This window comes from Bradyrhizobium sp. CCGUVB23 (genome assembly GCF_024199885.1).
Taxonomy (GTDB): Bacteria; Pseudomonadota; Alphaproteobacteria; order Rhizobiales; family Xanthobacteraceae; genus Bradyrhizobium.
Window position 1 is genome coordinate 7,618,773 of the sequence record NZ_JANADQ010000001.1, and the last position, 17,711, is coordinate 7,636,483.

Sequence of the window (17,711 nt, forward strand, 5' to 3'; positions counted from 1 at the left end):
AAGCGCGGGCCACAGCGAGCGTCAGAGATTTCGCGAGATCAGCTCCCGCATGATCTCGGACGTTCCGCCATAAATGCGGAGCACCCGCGCGTCCGCAAACAGTCGGCAAATCTCGTATTCGCGCATGAAGCCATAGCCGCCGAAGAATTGCAGGCACTGATCGACCAGCCGTCCGTGCATCTCCGTGACCCAAAGCTTCGCGGTGGATGCGGCATAGGTGGTCAGCTCACCGCGGACGTGCTGGCTGAGGCATTGATCGACGTAGGCCCAGCCGACGGCAAGATCAGACTTGAGATCGGCCAGCTTGAACCGCGTGTTCTGAAACGTGCCAACCGCCTGTCCAAACGCTTTGCGCTCCTGCACATATGCTTTGGTGATGTCGAAGGCCTTTTGCGCAGATGCGATCGAGTGGAGTGCGATTGTCAGGCGCTCCTGCGGCAGTTCGCTCATCAGCGCTGCCATGGCGCCGCCTTCCGAGCCCAGCAGGTTCGTGACGGGAACGCGGACTTGATCGAAGAACAGCTCCGACGTGTCGGACGAGAGGTGGCCGAGCTTGTCGAGATTGCGGCCGTGCCGGAAGCCGGGGCGGTCGGTCTCGACGAGGATCAGGCTCATGCCGCGCGATCCGCCGTCCGGATTGGTGCGGGCCACCGCGATGACAAGATCGCACATCTGGCCGTTCGAGATGAAAGTCTTCTGGCCCGAGATGACGTATTCGTCGCCTTCGTGGATCGCGCGGGTGCGGATACCCTGGAGGTCGCTGCCGGTTCCGGGCTCGGTCATGGCGATCGCGCACACGGTCTCGCCCGAGACCATGCGCGGCAGCCATTTCTTCTTTTGCTCCTCCGTGCCGTAGCTCAGGAGATAGCCGCAGCAAACATCGTTGTGCACCGAGAAGTCCGTCGCCGGCCCCGCAAAGCCCGAATAGGCGAGCTCTTCGATCACCACGGCGTTGTGGCGGAAGTCGCCGCCGATGCCGCCATATTGCTCCGGTACCTGGGGGCAGAGCAGGCCAGCTTCGCCGGCTGCCGGCCAGAGAGCACGATCGATGATTCCGGCCTTCTCCCATTCCTGGAAGCGCGGTTCGATCTTTGCCGCGCAGAAGCGGCGGACGCTTTCGCGCAAGAGGGCATGCTCTTCGTCGAAGACCGGGCGATTTTGCAGCATATTGGTCAAGCCGTTGGTTGAACCTCAAAAAGCGACTTTATCGCCGCCTTTGAGCTGGAGGATTTCACGTGCCTCATCGGGACTTGCGATTTCGAGTTCGAGGCCTTCGATGATCTTGCGGACCTGGGTCACTTGGGCCGCATTGGTTTCGGCGAGGCGGCCGGAGCCGATCCAAAGGCTGTCTTCGAGCCCCACGCGAACGTTGCCGCCCATCGACGCCGCCATCGCGGCAACCGGCATCTGGGCGCGACCGGCGCCGAGCACGGACCAGCGATAGTTGTCGCCGAACAGCCGATCGGCCGTTCGCTTCATGTGCATGACGTCGTCCGGATGCGAGCCAATGCCACCAAGCAATCCGAAGCAAGTCTGGATGAAGAGCGGGGCCTTCAACAACCCCTCGGTCCAGAAATAGTGCAGATTGTAGAGGTGGCTGGTGTCATAGCATTCGAATTCGTAGCGCGCACCGGAGCTGTTCAACGTCTCCAGCGCGTAGCGGATGTCCTTGAAGGAGTTGCGGAAGACGAGGTCGTGCGAGCCCTCCAGCATCTGCGGCTCCCAGTCGTGCTTGAACGACTTATAGCGCTTCAGCATCGGGAACAGGCCGAAGTTCATCGACCCCATGTTCAGGCTCGCAACCTCTGGCTTCCATGTCGCTGCAGGACGGACGCGCTCCTCCACCGTCATGTAAGGTGATCCGCCGGTTGTCAGGTTCACGACGACGTTGGAGCTTTGCTTGATCACTCGCAGGAAGGGTTCGAAGGCTTCCGGCGATTGATCTGGTCGTCCGTCGACCGGGTTGCGCGCGTGCAGATGCACGATCGCAGCCCCGGCCGCCGCTGCGCCGAGCGCGGACTCGGCGATCTCCGCGGGCGTCACCGGCAAATGCGGTGACATCGAGGGCGTGTGGATCGATCCCGTGACCGCGCAGGAGATGATGATCTTGTTGGACGCCATGGAAGGCTGCTCAGCGCGCGAACTTGTGGAAATCCGGATCGCGTTTCTCGTTGAATGCGGCGACGCCCTCCTTCGACTCCGCGGTGTCGTAGAACAATTTGACGGCGTGGAGCGCGAAGTTGCTGATGCCGCGGATGTTGTCGGAGTCGGCATTGAATGAGCGTTTCGCGAGGGCAAGCGCAGTCGGCGAGCGCTGCGCGAGCTTGTCGGTCCAATCCTTCACAGCGGCATCGAGCTGCGCCATGGGCACAACCTTGTTGACGAGCCCCATTTCGCGGGCCTGTTCGGCCGTGTAGCGCTCATTGAGATACCAGATCTCCCGAGCCTTCTTGTCGCCGACGTGCCGTGCCAGAAAGGCGGTGCCCCAACCGGCATCCACCGACCCGACCTTGGGGCCAACCTGGCCGAACTGAGCGTGATCCGCCGCAATGGTCAGGTCGCACAGCGTGGCAAGCACATTGCCGCCGCCGATCGCAAAGCCGTTGACCCGGGCGATCACCGGCTTTGGCACGTCGCGGATCAGACCCTGGATCTCGTCGATGGGCAACCCGACGACGCCGCGGCCGTCATATTGGCCCTCGTGTGCGGATTGATCACCACCCGTGCAGAACGCCTTCTCTCCAGCGCCCGTGAGCACGATGCTTGCAACGTTGCGGTCATTGCCGGCAAGCTGGAAGGCCTGGATGAGCTCGTCCAGCGTGCGCGCGCGGAACGCGTTGTAGACCTTCGGCCGGTTGATGATGATCCATGCGGCGCGGTCGCGGATTTCATAGATGACGTCAGTGAATTGCTTGGGATCGGTCATGGCATGTCCTCGCGCAAGTTAGATCATGTTCATTCCGCCGGAGACGGAAATGGTCTGTCCGGTGATGAATTTGCCGTCGTCGGAGGCCAGCATCGCGACGATCCCACCGTAGTCTTCGGGCTCACCCATTCGCTTGAGCGGGATGCCTCTGACCATGGCATCCTTCCACTTGACCGCGTGCTCGCCTTCGCCAAGCACCGCCGCCATCATCGGCGTGTTCGTCGGGCCCGGGCAGACGGCGTTGAGGAGAACGTTCTTGCGCGCCAGCTCGCGCGCCAGCGATTTGGTGAAGGAGATCAGTCCGCCCTTGCAGGCAGAGTAGACGGCCTCATCGCTGGTTCCGACGCGCGCCGCATCGGAAGCGATATTGACGATCCGTCCGCCGCCGCGTTCGGCCATCAGCGGCGCAACCGCCTTGTGGGTATTCAGCGGCCCATAGAGGTTGATGCGGATGATCTTGTCCCAGAGCTCCTTCTCGGTCTTCAGGAACGGCATGGGGCGATCCCAACCGGCATTGTTGACCAGAAGCCAGATCGGGCCGAGCTCGGCTTCGACCTTGGCGACCGCATCGTTGACGGAAGCCGCATCTCCCACATCGACGGTGTAGGTCTTGATCACAGCTTGCGGTGCCAGCTTTGCGGTCTCTTCGCCGGCTTGCGGATTGATGTCGAAGATGGCGATCTTGCAGCCTTCTTCAGCCAGCCGCAGCGTCAATCCTCGTCCGATGCCTTGTCCGCCCCCGGTCACAACGGCAACTTTTCCCGATAGACCCTTCAACGCTCATCTCCCTTGTTTGTCGTTCCGATGTTCGGCGGCAGCCTTGCGGTGTCGCCGAAGGAGCACGGTGGCCTATGAGCCCGACCCGTTCTTCTGAATGTCATGCCCGCGCTGCGAGTACATCTGGCGCGCAATGATCGTCTTCATGATCTCGATCGAGCCGCCGGCGATCTTGACGATCCGCGCGTCCGCATAGGCCCGCGCGATTGGGTATTCCCACATGTAGCCCCAGCCGCCGAACAATTGCAGGCATTCGTCGACCGTTTCGCAGTGCAGCTCGGAAGTGAACATCTTGGCCATTGCCGCATCGACGGGATCGAGCTTGCCCTCCATGAATAGCGAGATGCACTTGTCGGTAAAGACACGGGCGACGGCCGCTTTGGTCTTGAGCTCGGCCAGCTTGAACTGGGTGTTCTGGAAATCGGCAAGTTTCTGGCCGAACGCGCTGCGCTCGGACGTATATTGCAACGTCCAGTCGATGACTGTCTCGGTGACCGTCGCCGAGCGGATGGCCTGCGCCAGCCGCTCCTGGGACAACTTGGTCATCATCTGGGCAAAACCTTTGCCCTCCTTGCCCAGCAAATTGCTGGCGGGAATGCGGACATTGTCGAAGAACAGCTCCGAAGTATCCTGCGCCTTCATGCCGAGCTTTTCCAGATTCCGGCCGCGCTTGAAGCCCGGCCGATCGCTTTCGACGATGAACAGGGTCACGCCTTTGGCGCCGGCTTGGCTGTCGGTCTTGGTCGCCAGCACGATGAAGTCGCAGAGCTGGCCGTTGGAGATGAAAACCTTCTGGCCGTTGATGACGAAGTCGTCGCCGTCACGCACGGCGCGCGTCCGGATCGCCTTGAGGTCGCTGCCGGCATGCGGTTCGGTCATGCCGAGCGAGCCGATCGCTTCGCCTGAGACCATCTTTGGCAGCCATCTGCGCTTCTGCGCCTCGGTTCCGAAGGACAGGATATAGGTCGCAACCAGGTCGGTATGGATCAGAAAGCCCGGTCCGCTGGCGCCCGACCGCCAGAGCTCCTCGAAGACAACGACGTCGAACAGATAATCGAGCCCCATGCCGCCATACTCCTCGGGCACGGTACAGCAGAGGAGGCCGGCGGCACCCGCCTTCAGCCACAGGTCTCGCGGGACAATGCCGTCCTCCTCCCATTTGGCGTGAAAGGGCACGATTTCGCGCTCGACGAAGCGACGGACCGTCTGGCGGAAAATCTCATGTTCTTCGCGAAATATCGTGCGCTCGATCATTGTCAAAACGCGTCCTGTCTGATTTAGTTTGCTAGTGTACAGTATTTGGTTTGGGTATACAACCCGAAACGGCGCCAAGGCAAGTACGATCGTACACCAATGAACGGTAACGGGAAGGGAGAGGGAACGATGACAATCGGGCCGGAGCTGAAGCAGTTTCGCATCGAGTTATCGAGAAACGGCGTCCTGCACCTTATCTTCGACATGCCCGGCCGTTCGATGAACGTGTTCTCGAATGCAGCGATCGAGGAGCTGGGTCTCTTCGCGGATTACCTCAGGCAGAGCGACGCAGTAGGCGTTGTCATTCGGTCCGGCAAGTCGTCGGCGTTCTGCGCGGGCGCGGATCTGGCCGAGCTCGAGACGGCCTATGACATGATCATGGCGGCGCCTCCCGGCGAGCGCGATCGCATCGCTTTCGATCACTTTTTTCGGCTGAGCCATGCCCTGCGTAGGCTTGAGACGACTGGCAAGCCGGTTGCAGTGGCGATCGCCGGCCTCGCGCTGGGCGGCGGCTGCGAGTTCGCGCTCGCGGCGCATCACAGGGTCGTTGCCGATCACGCGCAGGCGACGTTCGGCTTGCCGGAGTCACTTGTCGGGCTGCTGCCGGGCGGCGGTGGAACCCAGCGCCTTCCGCGCATGATCGGGATCGAAGCGGCGCTGCCCGTGCTGCTCGAAGGTGCGAGGCTTGGCGGGGCAGCCTCCGTTGCTGCCGGCCTTGCGGATCAGGTGGTGCCGCTCGGCGAGGAAGTGGCCGCCGCGGAGCGCTGGGTGTTGTCGCGTCCTCCGGCCACTCAACCTTGGGACCGGCCGGGCTGGCGCGCCGAGGATGCGCCGCGGCTGTCTGCGATTGTCGGTGAGAGCCGCAGGAAGATCCTCTTCGAGACGCTCGGGCACTATCCGGCGCCACTCGCCATCCTCGACTGTGTCGAGCAGGGCTTCCCGTTGCCCTTTGATGCCGCCATCCGAACCGAGATGGAGATCTTTGCAAAGCTGATCCAGAGGCGGGAGCCCCGTAACATGATCAGGACGCTGTTTCTTGGCAGGCTTGACTATGAGCGGCTGAAAAAGAAGGGCTTGAATCCCAAGATCGCAGACGCCGTCGCCGCGATTTCAAACATACTTGGTGTCCATTCGGAGCGCGGCCAAGAGCTCTCCGAGGCGTTCGCTCGGGCAGGTTTCCGCGTCGATCGGTCTCACAACGCCGAATTCGACGGTCGCATCGCAGGCGCTGTCTACTGGCATGACGATGAGCCGAGGACCTGGGGCAAAGAGTTGTTGCGCGCGCGTCTGACAGATGCCGAGGCCGCGGCGGCAGGCTGGCGCTCTCAGCTTGACGAGTCGGAACGCCGGGCTGCGGACTACGTCCTGGTCACGCAGGCGGGGTTTCCCGCCTATCTCGGCGGTCTGCTGGCGGCCGGCCTGAATTAGTCGGTGAGGAGGGAAGCCGTGTCAAAACCTCTGGATGGTATCAAGGTTCTCGATCTTTCGAAGGTGCTCGCAGGTCCGCTCTGCGCTCAGTATCTAGGCGATCTCGGCGCCGAGGTCATCAAGGTCGAAGCAGTGGGGCAGGGCGATGAGACACGGGGATGGCCACCGTTTCCCGCGCCGGGACTTGGCACGGTCTTTCTGAGCGCCAATCGCAACAAGCGTAGCATTGCGATCAACATGAAGTCCGATCGGGGACGAAAGCTCGTGCACGAGCTCGCGAAATCTGCCGACGTCGCCATTGAGAGTTTTGGAACGGGGGTTGCCGAACGGCTGGGTATCGATGCGACAAGCCTTTGCGCGCTCAATGACCGGCTGGTGCATTGCAGCATCTCGGGTTTTGGTCGGACGGGACCGCTCAAGAACTCGCCGGGCTATGACCTGATCTTGCAGGCGTTCAGCGGCATCATGTCCATGACGGGTGACGAGGGCGGTGGGTATATCCGCAGCCCCATTTCTCCGATCGACCAGATGACGGGAGTGCACGCTTTCAGCGGCATATTGGCCAGCCTGTTTGCACGCGAGAAGACGGGCAGGGGCGCCTCGATCCAGGTGTCGCTGTTCGACACGGCGCTCGGACTTCTCGGCTACAATCTTCAGACGTTCTGGGAGCGGGGGACGCAGCCTGCCAAATGCGGCTCCAGTCACGAATCGCTATGCCCGTACCAGGCTTTCGAGGCGGCGGACGGACCCATCATGATCGGAGTGGCCAACGACAATCTCTGGCGTAAGTTCTGCGGCGTCGCCGGCCTGAATGCGATCGTGGACGCTCCGAAATTCAGGACCAATGCGGATCGGGTCAAGCATCGCGCCGAAACGCTTCAGTACGTGCAATCAGTGATCGCCACCAAGACCGTTGCACATTGGAATGCGGTCCTCAGCGAGGTCGGCATTCCCTGTTCACCAATCAACACGCTCGCTCAGCTCCTGGAACATCCGCACACCAAGGCGGATACGCTCATCATGCAATACGATCATCCGGCAGCGGGCCGTCTGAATTGCGTCGGCCATCCCGTCACCTTCGTCGGAAACGAGCGCAGCCCAGGTCTGCCGCCGCCCATGCTTGGGCAGCATACCGATGAGGTCCTGAAGGAACTGGGCCTCTCCGCTGCGAGCATCGCCGAACTACGCCGCGACGATGTCATCAGTTGATGGTGTTCCCGCCGCCACGGGCTGCAATAGTGTTCCTGCGCGTCAGGTCGTGGTGAAGAACGGCAGCGGTGCGCCGTCGGTGGGCTTGAATACCACCTTCACCTTCTGGCCGATCTTCAGACCCGTCAGATCGCAGTCGACGAAGTTCGTCTGCAGCGACGGCCCCTCCTTCAGTGTGACATAGCCGATCGCGTATGGACCGGTCGGCGATTTCCGCATCAGGCTGTAGGTGTAGATCGTCGCCTCGCCCGAACTTTCCTCCCACTCCGTCTTGTCGGAGAAGCAGAACGGGCAGATCGAGCGCGGGAAGTAATGCGCTTCGCCGCAGGTGGTGCAGCGCTTGATCATGAGCTTGCCGGTCTTGGCGGCTTCCCAGAACGGCACAGTCTCGGGATTGGTCACCGGGGCGGGATGCTTCTTTGCTTCGCTCATCACACGCGCTCCAAAATTGCAGTCGAGGCGGCATGGCGCACGCCCAAAAGTCCGCCGGTGCCGTGGGCGATGGCGAGATCGCAATTCGGCACCTGCACTTTCGGATGCGCCTCGCCGCGCAGCTGCCTGACGGCTTCGATGATCTTGGTCATGCCGCCGCGGTTGACGGGGTGGTTGCTGCACAGGCCGCCGCCGTCGGTGTTGAACGGCAGCTTGCCGACTCCGGAGATCAAATTGCCGTCAGCGACGAACTTGCCGCCATCGCCCTTCTTGCAGAAGCCGAGGTCCTCGAGCTGCATCAGCACCGTGATGGTGAAGCTGTCGTAGATTGAGGCGTATTTGATGTCCTTCGGCGTGACGCCGGCCTCATCAAACGCACGCGGGCCGGACCACACACCGGCCGAATAAGTAAGATCGAGATCCTTGCCGCCGCGCGGGCCTTTCATCGCCTCGCCATGGCCGATGAGGCGCACGAGCGGCTTCTTCAGGCTCTTGGCGATTTCCGGCGTGGTGACTATCAGCGCGCCACCACCGTCAGTAACGACGCAGCAGTCGAGCCTGTGCAGCGGGTCGGAAATCATCGGCGAGCTTACGACGTCCTCGACGGTGACGACATCCTTGAGCATCGCGTGGGGATTGTACTGCGCGTGATGGGAGGCCGCGACCTTGATCCAAGCGAGTTGTTCCGACGTCGTGCCGTAGTCGTGCATATGACGCATGGCGCACATGCCATAGGCGTTGTGCGTCGTCGCGCCATAGGCGGACTCGAAATCGGCCTCGGCGCCAGGCGCTCGCGGCGGCGTCGGGCCCGTGCGTGGCTTGCCGGCCAGAGTGATCAAAGCGATCGAGCATTTGCCTGCGGCGATCGCCTCGGCGGCATGGCCGAGATGGATGATATAGGAGCAGCCGCCGGTATCGGTGCTGTCGATATGACGCACTTTCAGGCCGAGATAGTCGACCATCGGCCAGGCCCCGCCCGGCGCGTCGCCCGAAAGGAAATAGCCGTCAATGTCGGCCATCGTGAGCCCGGCATCCTCGATCGCCCCCTTGGCGACCTCGGCGTGGAGCTGGGCGGTGGATTTGTCCGGCGCGTGCCGGGTCGGGTGTTCGTAAATCCCGGCAATGTAGGCCTTACCCTTGATGGTCAACTCAAGTCTCCGCAGTGGCTCTTGGGGGGAGGGCCTGCAGCGGTCATACGCGACAGGCTCGAAAGGAAGTCCACATCATTCGTCGAGCAGCTTCCAGGAGGTCTTCTCGAACACCGCCATGCGCAAGCTACGGTAGGGGGCGTAGTTGTCCTTGGAGTTGGTGAGCTCGATTCCCGGGAGCAGCATGCCGACGCGCTCTTTGTTGAAGCCCGTCGCCTGGGCAAGCAGGTTCTCGCGCGTCAGGTTGTTGCCACATCGCTGCAAGCCCTTCGCGATGGCTTGCGCATTGATGTAGCCGGACAGCGCGATGAAGTCGTTCGGGCTGTCGTTCGGCGCCCACTTCTTCATGAAGGCGACGTAGTCTTTCACTTCCGCATCTTCCGCCCAGGCCGGATCGCTGGCCTGCTTGGCGAACTGGGTCGTATAGGCGCCCTGGACGTTTTCGAGCCCGGCTGGCGTCAGCACCCCCTGGATCGAATTAACCGGGCTTGCCAGAATTTGCACCGGCTTCCAGTTGAGCTCGTTGGCCTTCTTGATCCCCTGGGCTGCAAATTTGGGCGTGGTGAAATAGATCAACGTATCGGCGCCCGACGCCTTGAGCTTGAGGATCTCAGAGTCGACCGTCGGGTAGCTGAGCTCGTAGGGCGCCTCCGCTACGATCTTTGCTGTAGCGTCGGCCCCCAATCCTGCCTTGAGGCCGGTGAGGTAGTCCTTGCCGTAGTCGTCGTTCTGGTAGAGCACGGCGATCTTGGCACTCGGCATCTTCTTGAGAATGAACGTCCCGAAGGTGGCGCCCTCCATCTCGAATGGCGGAAGGGGACGGTCCAGGGAAAGTTCCGCGGGTCATTGAAGCGACGGCCGCCGGCCGAGATGAAGACCTGGGGCACCTTGTTCTGATTGAGATACTTCTGAACGGCGACATTGGGCACGGTGCCGACCGTCCCGACCTCGGCAAGAACGCCGTCATCGTCGACCAGCTTGCGGGTCTGCTCGATCGCCTTTGGCGGGCTGAATGCGTTGTCGAGCGAGATCAGGTTCACCTTCCTGCCGTTGATTCCGCCTTTTTTGTTCAGCATCTGGAAATAGCCGCTCATGACCCGGCCATAGCTCGAGAAAGCGGACGCCGGCCCGCTGTAGGGGACGGTCTGGCCGATCTTGATTTCGGTGTCCGTGACGCCCGGTCCGTACTGTTTTTCGGCGGCGTCCACCCCGGAAGCGGCGCTGTTGAGGAAAAGCGCAGAAATAGCGATCAGAATCGAGATCCTCATGGCTCCTCCCATGTCGTGTCTTGCAAGTGTTGATGGCAAGATGCGTCATCATGTAGTACACAAGTATACGATATTGTAGAAAACGAAAATAGGCGATTTGCTGTTCCGATCGGTTTGGCCTTTTCTCGCGTTGCGCTGCGGGAAGCTAACCGAAGGCGCGTCCTTGTGATGCTGCTTTGCCTTGACCATCATTCGGATCGTGATAAAGATCGTACGTAAGTGTACGAATTGGCCGCGGCGGTGCGTGTGATCGCCGCAGGCATAGGGAGGGACCATGGCTGCCTCGGGCGCAACAGCACTGGCCGCGCTGAAGATCGGTGGGCGCGTCGCCTTCGAGCGTCTGGTCCGACCGAAGGCGCGGCGGGCGGAGGATGTTCCATGCTCGCCCGACGCCATCACGCCCGAATGGCTGACGGCCGTACTCTGTCAGAAGGTTCCCGATGCCGTTGTGACCGGGGTCGTTGTGAAGCCGGCGAGCGCGGGGACGCACGAGCGCCATCAGCTGATCGTCACGTATAACGAGGCCGGCCGGCGCGCGGGGCTGCCGGCGTCGATCTTTACCAAGTCGCTGCCCAGCGTCGTCACACGGATGATCGGCGGATTCAACGGTACGGCACGGGTCGAGGGTCGCTTCTACACGCAACTTCGGCCGCAGCTCGAGATCGAGGCGCCGATCGGGTATCACGCTGCGTCGGACCGAAAAACGTTTGCCTCGATCCTTCTTCTGGAAGATATGGTCGCAACGAAGTCGGCGACGTTCTGCAACTACCGAACCTACGTTTCCCGCGAGATGGCCGAGGATATGATCGATCTCCTCGCGTCCCTTCATGCCCGCTTTCACGGCGATGCAGAACTTCCGAAGCGCTATCCCTGGGTCGCCAGCTATCCGCGATGGTTTACCATCGGCTCGGAGAAGATGAGCCTGGAACACTATACGCGAAAGGCGTTCGATGCCGCCTCTCACGTCATACCCGCGAGCATGCTGGCACAGCGAGATACGGTCTGGGCTGCGGCCATTCGGGCCCTTGCCGTCCACGACAACGAGCCGCAAGGGCTGATGCACTCCGATGTGCATGTCGGCAATTGGTACCGCACGGGCGCGGGCAAGATGGGCCTGTGCGATTGGCAGTGTCTGGCTCGTGGACATTGGACACGAGATTTCTCCTATGCGGTGACGGCGGCACTCACGCCCGACGACCGCCGCAAATGGGAGAAGGATCTGCTTCAGCGCTATCTCGATCGGTTTGCCGTGCTCACGGGCACCCGGCCGGATTTCGACACCAGCTTTCTGCGTTACCGGCAGCAGATGGTGCATGCGCTCCTGATGTGGACAATTACCTTGTGCCACTCGCCGCTGTTGCCGGACATGCAGTCCGAGGAGACCACCGTGGCCATGATCGAGCGCATCTCGACGGCGATGGCCGATCTGGACGCGCTTCGCTGTTGAGACGCACGGCCATCGGACTTTGCCAGCAAAAAATCGTCAGCGGGCAGCCAGTTGGCATTCTCCGCGATCCAGCACCATGACCTGCCGTTCGATGGCCCATGCCCTGAAGCGGACGGCGTCGCTTTCCTCGAACATCTCGATCCGGATCGTGTCGCCCGGGAAGGCCGGCGCGACAAATCGCACGGCCATCGCCTGCAGGCGCTCGGGATGGCTAGTTGCGTAACATTTGAGGACCGCGCGGCACGCCAGGCCTAGCGTGTTCAGACCGTGCGAGATCGGTCGATCGAAGCCGGCGTCGCGAGCGACCACCGGGTCGGCGTGGATCGGCATGTAGTCGCGGCTGACGAGGCGATACAGCAAGGCCGCCTGATGCGGCGTCCGGTACGTAACGCTGGCGCTGGGTTTTGCGTCGCCATCAATCGGTGTGATCGCGACGGGCGGCAAACCGTAGTTGCCGCAGCCGCCGTCGCCGCGCAGGAATTCCGTCGCGCACAGGGTGGCCAGTCGCTCGCCGCTGGCGGTGTCGAACAGCTCGGTATCGAAGTAGAGCAGGGCGCCGCGCATCGCTCCCTTGTCCTCGACGGCGCTGATGTGATGGTCGGCACGAATGGATCCGCTGACGGGCAGTGGGCGGTGCAGCGTGAGGCGTTGCTCGCCGTGCAGGGCCTTGGTCCAGGCAATTCCGGTTTCAGGCTCGGCGATCCACAGCGGCGGCCAGCCGAGCGTCACGCCCATGCTGGGTACGGCGCGTTGATCGCGGCCCTCGTAGACGTAGGGCAATTCGTCCTCGTCCAGGGGATCGTCGCCCATGCCCAGGCCGAGCGCGTAGAGCGCGCAATCGCGCCAATCGTAGGATTGATGGATCGGCGCGAAGCGCCGCGCGACAACATGATCAAGGTTCATCGGGTCTCCTGGCAATACATGCTGGATGCAGCGGTCACGACACAAACTTAAAAACCGTTGTGCTGCGTACGAATGTTGGCAAACGCTCCTCGAACAAGACGCCGCTCTGCACGAGATGCCGCAGCGCACGGTCCCGATTTGGATTTGCCGTGGATACCAGTATATGATAAGCCAGTGTACTAATCGAGCGTCGAACTCGAGATTGTCCGACAGGACGGGGAAATGCTGAAGGCCGGCACGGAGCGCGATCGAACATCCGCTATGGATGCCGAGCGGTGGCAGGAGGGCCCTTTGCGAGGTCAAGCGCGCAGGCTGGCGGTGCATAGGACGGGCGGGTTCGGCTCGGCGATGCATCGTGACAAGGTAATACCGTCGTGATCGCGCTTCTGGTCGCGAATTCGCTGGCGCTCGCCTCGCTGCTGATCATGCTGTCGAGCGGGCTTGCCCTGATCTACGGCCTGCGCGACGTCATCAATTTCGGCCACGGCGCGATCTACATGCTCGGTGCCTATCTAGGCTACACGATCGCTCTCGTCGGCGGCTTCTGGCTGGCGCTGTTGCTGGTTCCGATCCTGCTGGCGCTGCTCGGGATCGCATTCGAGTATCTGGCACTGCGACCGCTGCAGCGACGCTCGCATATCGAAGTGGCGTTGGTCACGCTGGGCCTCGGCATCATCGTCGGTCAGATCATCATCTACATCTATGGCGGGGAAGCACGCAGCGTCGATGCGCCGAAAGTCCTGTCGGGATCGGTGACCATCCTGAACCTTTCCTATCCGGTCTATCGGCTCTTTCTGATCGTGATGGGCCTCGGCTCCTGTGCGCTGCTGGCGCTATGGCTCCGGTTTACGTCGTCGGGGCTCTACGTGCGCGCCGTCAGCCAGGATCCCTCGGTCGCGCGCATGATGGGCATCAATGCAGACCGTCTGAGTTTGCTCGTGACCAGCCTCAGCACGGCCTTCGCCGGCATCGCCGGCGTGCTGGCCGGACCGTATTTGTCGGTCGATCCCGGAATGGACGTGGTGATGATTGTGAACTGCCTGATCATCGTGGTGATCGGCGGCACGGGCAGCATCGGCGGCGCAATCATTGCGGCTCTGCTGTTCGGCTTCGTTCAGGTCGCGGGATCGGTGTTCCTGCCCAATCTTGCAGCGCTCGTGCCCTACATCCTGCTGATGGTCGTGCTGTTGATCGCGCCCGGCGGCATCGGACGCGGGAGGGTGCTGAGTTGAGCAACGGCACGATGACCGACGACTTGCGTGCACCTGCAACGACAACGTTCGGCGGCCCGCTCCCGCGGCGGTCGCTCGCCATCGTCGTCGGACTGATCGGGCTCGGTGCCGGCGCTGTCGTTCCGACCTGGCTCGCCAGCGATTTCGTGCTCCGCCTCGGCAGCGAAGGCCTGCTGCTGGGCCTGCTCGCACTTAGCGTCGCCTTCCTGATGAACCAGGCCGGACTGGTCGCGCTCGGCGCGGCCAGCATCTATGGCGGCGCCGGATATCTGTTCGCGATCGGCATGAGTGAGTGGGGCCTGACGCCGACGGCAGCGTTAGGCGTCGCGCTCCTGACCCTTCTCGCCTACGCCGCCATGCTCGGTGCGTTGATCGTCCGGACGAATCCGCTCGCCTTCATGATGCTGACGCTCGCCGCCGGCGAGATGATCAGCCACGCCGTGCTGCTCGAGGGATTGCGCGACTATACCGGAGGCGCGGATGGACTGGTCGTGAGGATCAACGGATCGATCTTCGGCATCGACGCCGCTCACTTTGCCGATCCCGCACAATTCTGGTCACTCGCCTGGATCGTGACCGTCCTAGTCGGGCTGGCGTTCTGGGGCATCGCACGTTCCCGCCTCGGTGCCGTGCTCCGCGCCATCAGGGAGAACGAGGAGCGCATGCGCTTCTCGGGTTTCAATACCTTTCTGCCGCGGCTGATCGGATATGTCCTCGTCAATGTCGTGGCGGCGATCGCCGGCTTCCTCCATGTGCTCAATGCCGGCTTCGTGTCGCCGGAGAGCCTGGGATTATCAGTCAGCACCAATACGCTGGTGGCCGCGCTGATCGGTGGCATCTCCGGCTCGCTTGGGCCGATCCTCGGCGGGCTGCTCTTCTCCTTTGCGCAGGACGAGTTCGGTGCGCGCGGGCTCACGCAGCTTCTGACCGGTATCGCCATCGTCGTGTTCATCGTCGTATTCCCGCGGGGTGTTGTCGGCGGGCTGTCTGGCCTGTCGAAGCGGCTCGGCTGGCGAAGGGAGGCGTCCTGACATGCTCGCGATCGAGAAGCTTTCGGTGACTTACGGCTCGGTGCGGGCGCTGACGGACGTCGATCTCGAGGTACGCGGCGATGGCCTGCTCCACGGGATCATCGGCCCGAATGGCGCCGGCAAATCCACATTGCTCGATGCGATCTGCGGCCGGCGGCGTCCGACCTCGGGACGTGTTCGATACTGCGGCGAGGATATCACGCGACGATCGATCAGCTGGCGTCGTCGGCAAGGCATGGCGCGGTCGTTCCAGCGCACCAGCATCTTCCAGGACTTGACCGTGCACGAGCAGCTCAAGCTCGTCGCGCAGCATCTCGGCGATGACCATCTCGGTGACGTCATCGAGGTCATGGATCTCGGCGGTTATCTCGATCAGAAGGCGGGGCGCATCGCCTACGGTGTGCAGCGCCGGGTCGACGTCGCACTGGCCCTGATCGGCCGTCCTCGTCTCCTGCTGATGGATGAGCCGGGAGCCGGTCTGTCGGCCACGGAGACGCTCCGCCTGTTCGAGCATGTGCGCGACCTCGTCCGCGAGCGCAGGATCGCCGCGGTGGTGGTTGAGCACGATGTCGATGCCGTGTTCGCCTGCTGCAACATGGTCACCGTGCTCGATCTCGGACGGCATCTTGCCACGGGGACGCCCGAAGCCATCCGCGCCGACCATCGCGTCATCGCTGCGTATCTGGGGACCGCGGCATGAGCGCGCTACGGATTCAGTCGTTGTTTGCCGGCTATGGCGCCTCGACCGTGCTGCGCGGCATCGACCTGACGGTCGAAGAAGGTGAGTCGGTCGCGCTGGTCGGCCGCAACGGCGCTGGCAAGTCGACGCTGCTGCTCTCCGTGTTCCGCGAGACCAACATCCTGTCGGGCGAAATCTGGGTTCGCGACCGTCGGATCGACGGCCTGCCGGGCTACACGGCTGCCAAGCTCGGTGTGTCGATCGCACCGCAGGGACGACGCATTCTGCCGAACCTCACGGTCAAGGAGAACCTGTTGCTGGGCCGCTCGACCGGCAGGGCAGGGCACTGGACCTTGAAGACCATCAATGAGCTGTTTCCGGTGCTTGAGGAGCGCGCCGATCGGTTGGGCACGATGCTGAGCGGCGGCCAGCAGCAGATGCTGGCGATCGGCCGCGCCTTGATGGCCAATCCAAGCCTCATCCTTCTTGATGAGCCCTCGGAAGGTCTTTCACCGGTGCTGATCGACGGCCTGGTCGACACGCTCAACAAGATCCGCAGCGCCGGAACCGGTGTGCTCGTGGTTGAGCAGCATCTGAACCTCGTCAAGCGCGCCACCGATCGGTTTGTTATTCTGGCAAAGGGCGAAGTTGTTGGCGCAGGCGCGATCGCGGCCATCAGCGCACCGGAAAACCAAGCGCTCATGGCGCTCTAGAAAAAGGCAAACGGAGGAGGGAGGAATGAAGACATCATCCATGGGTCCAGCTTTCGGTGCGCTGCGCGCGGCGACCATCGGTGCGGCGATGGCTCTTGCCGTCAGCACCGCGGCCCTGGCCGAGGATACGGTCAAGATCGGCGTTCTCCTGATCGACAGCGGACCGCTCGCCGGCCTGAAGGATACCCAGGTCAAGGCCGTCAACCTTGCGATCGAGCAGATCAACGCCGCCGGGGGCGCAGGGGGCAAGAAGCTGGAAGCGACCTTCATCTCCTATCCCGGCACGCCCGATACGGCGGTGGACGGCGCCACCCGCGCGGTCCAGAAGGACGGCGCGATGTTCATCACCGGCATGGACACATCAGCGGTGACACCAGCGCTACAGGCCAAGCTGCCGGCGCTGAAGGTCCTGATGCTGGAAGTGATGGCCAATGCCGACGGCCTCACCGGAAAGAACTGCACGCCGAACTATTTCCGGGTCAATGCAAACGACTCCATGATCATGGGGACCTTCAGGGAATTCTTGAAGGATCAAGGCATCAAGAAGTGGGACATCATCGCGGTCGACTATGCTGCGGGGCGTGACTCCGCGGACAAGTTCAAGGCGCTGGTGACCTCGCAGGGCGGAACTATCGGCAAGACCTTGTTCTCGCCGAACGGCACTCCGGATTTCGGCGCCAAGATCTCGGAGCTTGGGGCCGATCCGGCCGACGGCCTGTTCGTCACGATTTTCGGCAGCGACGCGATCAATCTTGCCAAGCAGCAGCAACAGTTCGGCCTGTTCAAGAAGTACAAGATGGTGCTGGGCAATTCCTTCGTGATCCCGCAGACGCTGCCGGCGCAGGGCGAGACCGTGCTCGGTGTCTACCAGAACATCGGCTTCGTGGCCGGCTTCCCCGGTGCGCAGGCCGAAGCCTTCGTGAAGGCCTACAAGGACAAGTATAACGGCGAGCTTCCGCCCTACACCAGCGCCGACCAGTATGCCGCAATCCAGCTGATGGCCGCAGCGCTGCAGAAAGCGAACTCGACCGACATCAACGCGGTGCGCGCGGCGCTGTCCGGCCTCAAGACCGAGACGGTGCTGGGTGATGTGGAGGTCCGCGCGGGCGATCATCAGACGGCACGGCGGATGGCGATCAGCCAGATCGTGATGGGTCCGGAGGGCAAGCCGGCCTACCAGATCAAGAAGATCGAGCCGGGACCGGATATCATTCCGCCGGTCGATCCCGCCTGCAAGATGTGACGCTGACCCAGTCTCGCTCGT

Annotated in this window: 17 protein-coding genes and 1 pseudogene; 8 read left to right on the plus strand and 10 right to left on the minus strand. The window is 62.4% G+C overall.

Going from position 1 to position 17,711, the window contains the following annotated elements; genetic code table 11:
• Nucleotides 1–21 precede the first annotated feature (21 nt).
• The 5 genes from NLN62_RS35440 to NLN62_RS35460 form a co-directional block, all read right to left on the minus strand.
• Nucleotides 22–1,167, minus strand: coding sequence for an acyl-CoA dehydrogenase family protein (locus NLN62_RS35440; RefSeq protein ID WP_254111865.1), 1,146 nt, complete (start codon nucleotides 1,165–1,167; stop codon nucleotides 22–24).
• A gap of 24 nt (nucleotides 1,168–1,191) precedes the next feature.
• The gene (locus NLN62_RS35445) at nucleotides 1,192–2,121 is read right to left on the minus strand and encodes a 3-keto-5-aminohexanoate cleavage protein (RefSeq protein ID WP_254111866.1); all 930 of its coding nucleotides are present in this window, start codon (nucleotides 2,119–2,121) and stop codon (nucleotides 1,192–1,194) included.
• Nucleotides 2,122–2,131: 10 nt separating this feature from the next.
• The gene (locus NLN62_RS35450) at nucleotides 2,132–2,926 is read right to left on the minus strand and encodes an enoyl-CoA hydratase-related protein (RefSeq protein ID WP_128933754.1); all 795 of its coding nucleotides are present in this window, start codon (nucleotides 2,924–2,926) and stop codon (nucleotides 2,132–2,134) included.
• 18 nt (nucleotides 2,927–2,944) lie between these two features.
• Nucleotides 2,945–3,703 carry an SDR family oxidoreductase gene (locus NLN62_RS35455; RefSeq protein WP_254111867.1) on the minus strand — a complete coding sequence of 253 codons (759 nt, stop codon included), beginning with the start codon at nucleotides 3,701–3,703 and terminating at the stop codon, nucleotides 2,945–2,947.
• A gap of 72 nt (nucleotides 3,704–3,775) precedes the next feature.
• The gene (locus NLN62_RS35460) at nucleotides 3,776–4,957 is read right to left on the minus strand and encodes an acyl-CoA dehydrogenase family protein (RefSeq protein WP_254111868.1); all 1,182 of its coding nucleotides are present in this window, start codon (nucleotides 4,955–4,957) and stop codon (nucleotides 3,776–3,778) included.
• A 129-nt stretch (nucleotides 4,958–5,086) separates the two neighbouring features.
• On the opposite strand from NLN62_RS35460, the gene NLN62_RS35465 reads away from it, so the two are divergent.
• Nucleotides 5,087–6,385, plus strand: a complete 1,299-nt coding sequence (locus NLN62_RS35465; RefSeq protein ID WP_254111869.1) for an enoyl-CoA hydratase-related protein — start codon at nucleotides 5,087–5,089, stop codon at nucleotides 6,383–6,385.
• Nucleotides 6,386–6,403: 18 nt separating this feature from the next.
• Nucleotides 6,404–7,594, plus strand: coding sequence for a CaiB/BaiF CoA-transferase family protein (locus NLN62_RS35470; RefSeq protein WP_254111870.1), 1,191 nt, complete (start codon nucleotides 6,404–6,406; stop codon nucleotides 7,592–7,594).
• 42 nt (nucleotides 7,595–7,636) lie between these two features.
• Here NLN62_RS35470 and NLN62_RS35475 read toward each other — a convergent pair whose 3' ends face one another.
• From NLN62_RS35475 to NLN62_RS35490, 4 genes and pseudogenes are all read right to left on the minus strand, one after another.
• Nucleotides 7,637–8,026: a Zn-ribbon domain-containing OB-fold protein gene (locus tag NLN62_RS35475; RefSeq protein WP_254111871.1), complete on the minus strand. Its 390-nt coding sequence runs from the start codon at nucleotides 8,024–8,026 to the stop codon at nucleotides 7,637–7,639.
• Nucleotides 8,026–9,174, minus strand: coding sequence for a thiolase domain-containing protein (locus tag NLN62_RS35480; RefSeq protein WP_254111872.1), 1,149 nt, complete (start codon nucleotides 9,172–9,174; stop codon nucleotides 8,026–8,028). The genes NLN62_RS35475 and NLN62_RS35480 overlap by 1 nt, the downstream gene beginning before the upstream one ends.
• A gap of 75 nt (nucleotides 9,175–9,249) precedes the next feature.
• Nucleotides 9,250–9,975 carry an ABC transporter substrate-binding protein gene (locus tag NLN62_RS35485; protein ID WP_254111873.1) on the minus strand — a complete coding sequence of 242 codons (726 nt, stop codon included), beginning with the start codon at nucleotides 9,973–9,975 and terminating at the stop codon, nucleotides 9,250–9,252.
• A gap of 77 nt (nucleotides 9,976–10,052) precedes the next feature.
• A pseudogene (locus NLN62_RS35490) lies at nucleotides 10,053–10,454 on the minus strand (ABC transporter substrate-binding protein); the annotation flags it as partial.
• A 262-nt stretch (nucleotides 10,455–10,716) separates the two neighbouring features.
• Between NLN62_RS35490 and NLN62_RS35495 the strand changes: the two are divergent.
• Nucleotides 10,717–11,889, plus strand: coding sequence for a phosphotransferase (locus tag NLN62_RS35495; protein WP_254111874.1), 1,173 nt, complete (start codon nucleotides 10,717–10,719; stop codon nucleotides 11,887–11,889).
• A gap of 36 nt (nucleotides 11,890–11,925) precedes the next feature.
• Here NLN62_RS35495 and NLN62_RS35500 read toward each other — a convergent pair whose 3' ends face one another.
• Nucleotides 11,926–12,792, minus strand: coding sequence for a MaoC/PaaZ C-terminal domain-containing protein (locus NLN62_RS35500; RefSeq protein ID WP_254111875.1), 867 nt, complete (start codon nucleotides 12,790–12,792; stop codon nucleotides 11,926–11,928).
• A 374-nt stretch (nucleotides 12,793–13,166) separates the two neighbouring features.
• Here NLN62_RS35500 and NLN62_RS35505 point away from each other — a divergent pair, with 374 nt between their 5' ends.
• The 5 genes from NLN62_RS35505 to NLN62_RS35525 are packed head-to-tail and all read left to right on the plus strand — an operon-like array spanning nucleotide 13,167 to nucleotide 17,690.
• The gene (locus NLN62_RS35505) at nucleotides 13,167–14,024 is read left to right on the plus strand and encodes a branched-chain amino acid ABC transporter permease (protein WP_254111876.1); all 858 of its coding nucleotides are present in this window, start codon (nucleotides 13,167–13,169) and stop codon (nucleotides 14,022–14,024) included.
• The gene (locus NLN62_RS35510; protein WP_254111877.1) at nucleotides 14,021–15,055 is read left to right on the plus strand and encodes a branched-chain amino acid ABC transporter permease; all 1,035 of its coding nucleotides are present in this window, start codon (nucleotides 14,021–14,023) and stop codon (nucleotides 15,053–15,055) included. The genes NLN62_RS35505 and NLN62_RS35510 overlap by 4 nt, the downstream gene beginning before the upstream one ends.
• Before the next feature lies 1 nt (nucleotide 15,056).
• Nucleotides 15,057–15,755, plus strand: a complete 699-nt coding sequence (locus NLN62_RS35515; RefSeq protein WP_254111878.1) for an ABC transporter ATP-binding protein — start codon at nucleotides 15,057–15,059, stop codon at nucleotides 15,753–15,755.
• Nucleotides 15,752–16,447 (plus strand): ABC transporter ATP-binding protein, encoded by a 696-nt coding sequence (locus NLN62_RS35520; RefSeq protein WP_254111879.1) that lies wholly within the window; start codon nucleotides 15,752–15,754, stop codon nucleotides 16,445–16,447. Before NLN62_RS35515 ends, NLN62_RS35520 begins: the two co-directional genes overlap by 4 nt.
• Before the next feature lie 25 nt (nucleotides 16,448–16,472).
• Nucleotides 16,473–17,690, plus strand: coding sequence for an ABC transporter substrate-binding protein (locus tag NLN62_RS35525; protein WP_254111880.1), 1,218 nt, complete (start codon nucleotides 16,473–16,475; stop codon nucleotides 17,688–17,690).
• Nucleotides 17,691–17,711 lie beyond the last annotated feature (21 nt).

Excerpts from the sequence above, each read along its gene's own strand:
- NLN62_RS35440 (WP_254111865.1), bottom strand. The coding sequence starts at position 1,167 with ATGCTGCAAAATCGCCCGGTCTTCGACGAAGAGCATGCCCTCTTGCGC.
- NLN62_RS35445 (WP_254111866.1), bottom strand. The coding sequence starts at position 2,121 with ATGGCGTCCAACAAGATCATCATCTCCTGCGCGGTCACGGGATCGATC.
- NLN62_RS35450 (WP_128933754.1), bottom strand. The coding sequence starts at position 2,926 with ATGACCGATCCCAAGCAATTCACTGACGTCATCTATGAAATCCGCGAC.
- NLN62_RS35460 (WP_254111868.1), bottom strand. The coding sequence starts at position 4,957 with ATGATCGAGCGCACGATATTTCGCGAAGAACATGAGATTTTCCGCCAG.
- NLN62_RS35465 (WP_254111869.1), top strand. The coding sequence starts at position 5,087 with ATGACAATCGGGCCGGAGCTGAAGCAGTTTCGCATCGAGTTATCGAGA.
- NLN62_RS35475 (WP_254111871.1), bottom strand. The coding sequence starts at position 8,026 with ATGAGCGAAGCAAAGAAGCATCCCGCCCCGGTGACCAATCCCGAGACT.
- NLN62_RS35485 (WP_254111873.1), bottom strand. The coding sequence starts at position 9,975 with ATGGAGGGCGCCACCTTCGGGACGTTCATTCTCAAGAAGATGCCGAGT.
- NLN62_RS35495 (WP_254111874.1), top strand. The coding sequence starts at position 10,717 with ATGGCTGCCTCGGGCGCAACAGCACTGGCCGCGCTGAAGATCGGTGGG.
- NLN62_RS35500 (WP_254111875.1), bottom strand. The coding sequence starts at position 12,792 with ATGAACCTTGATCATGTTGTCGCGCGGCGCTTCGCGCCGATCCATCAA.
- NLN62_RS35515 (WP_254111878.1), top strand. The coding sequence starts at position 15,057 with ATGCTCGCGATCGAGAAGCTTTCGGTGACTTACGGCTCGGTGCGGGCG.
- NLN62_RS35520 (WP_254111879.1), top strand. The coding sequence starts at position 15,752 with ATGAGCGCGCTACGGATTCAGTCGTTGTTTGCCGGCTATGGCGCCTCG.
- NLN62_RS35525 (WP_254111880.1), top strand. The coding sequence starts at position 16,473 with ATGAAGACATCATCCATGGGTCCAGCTTTCGGTGCGCTGCGCGCGGCG.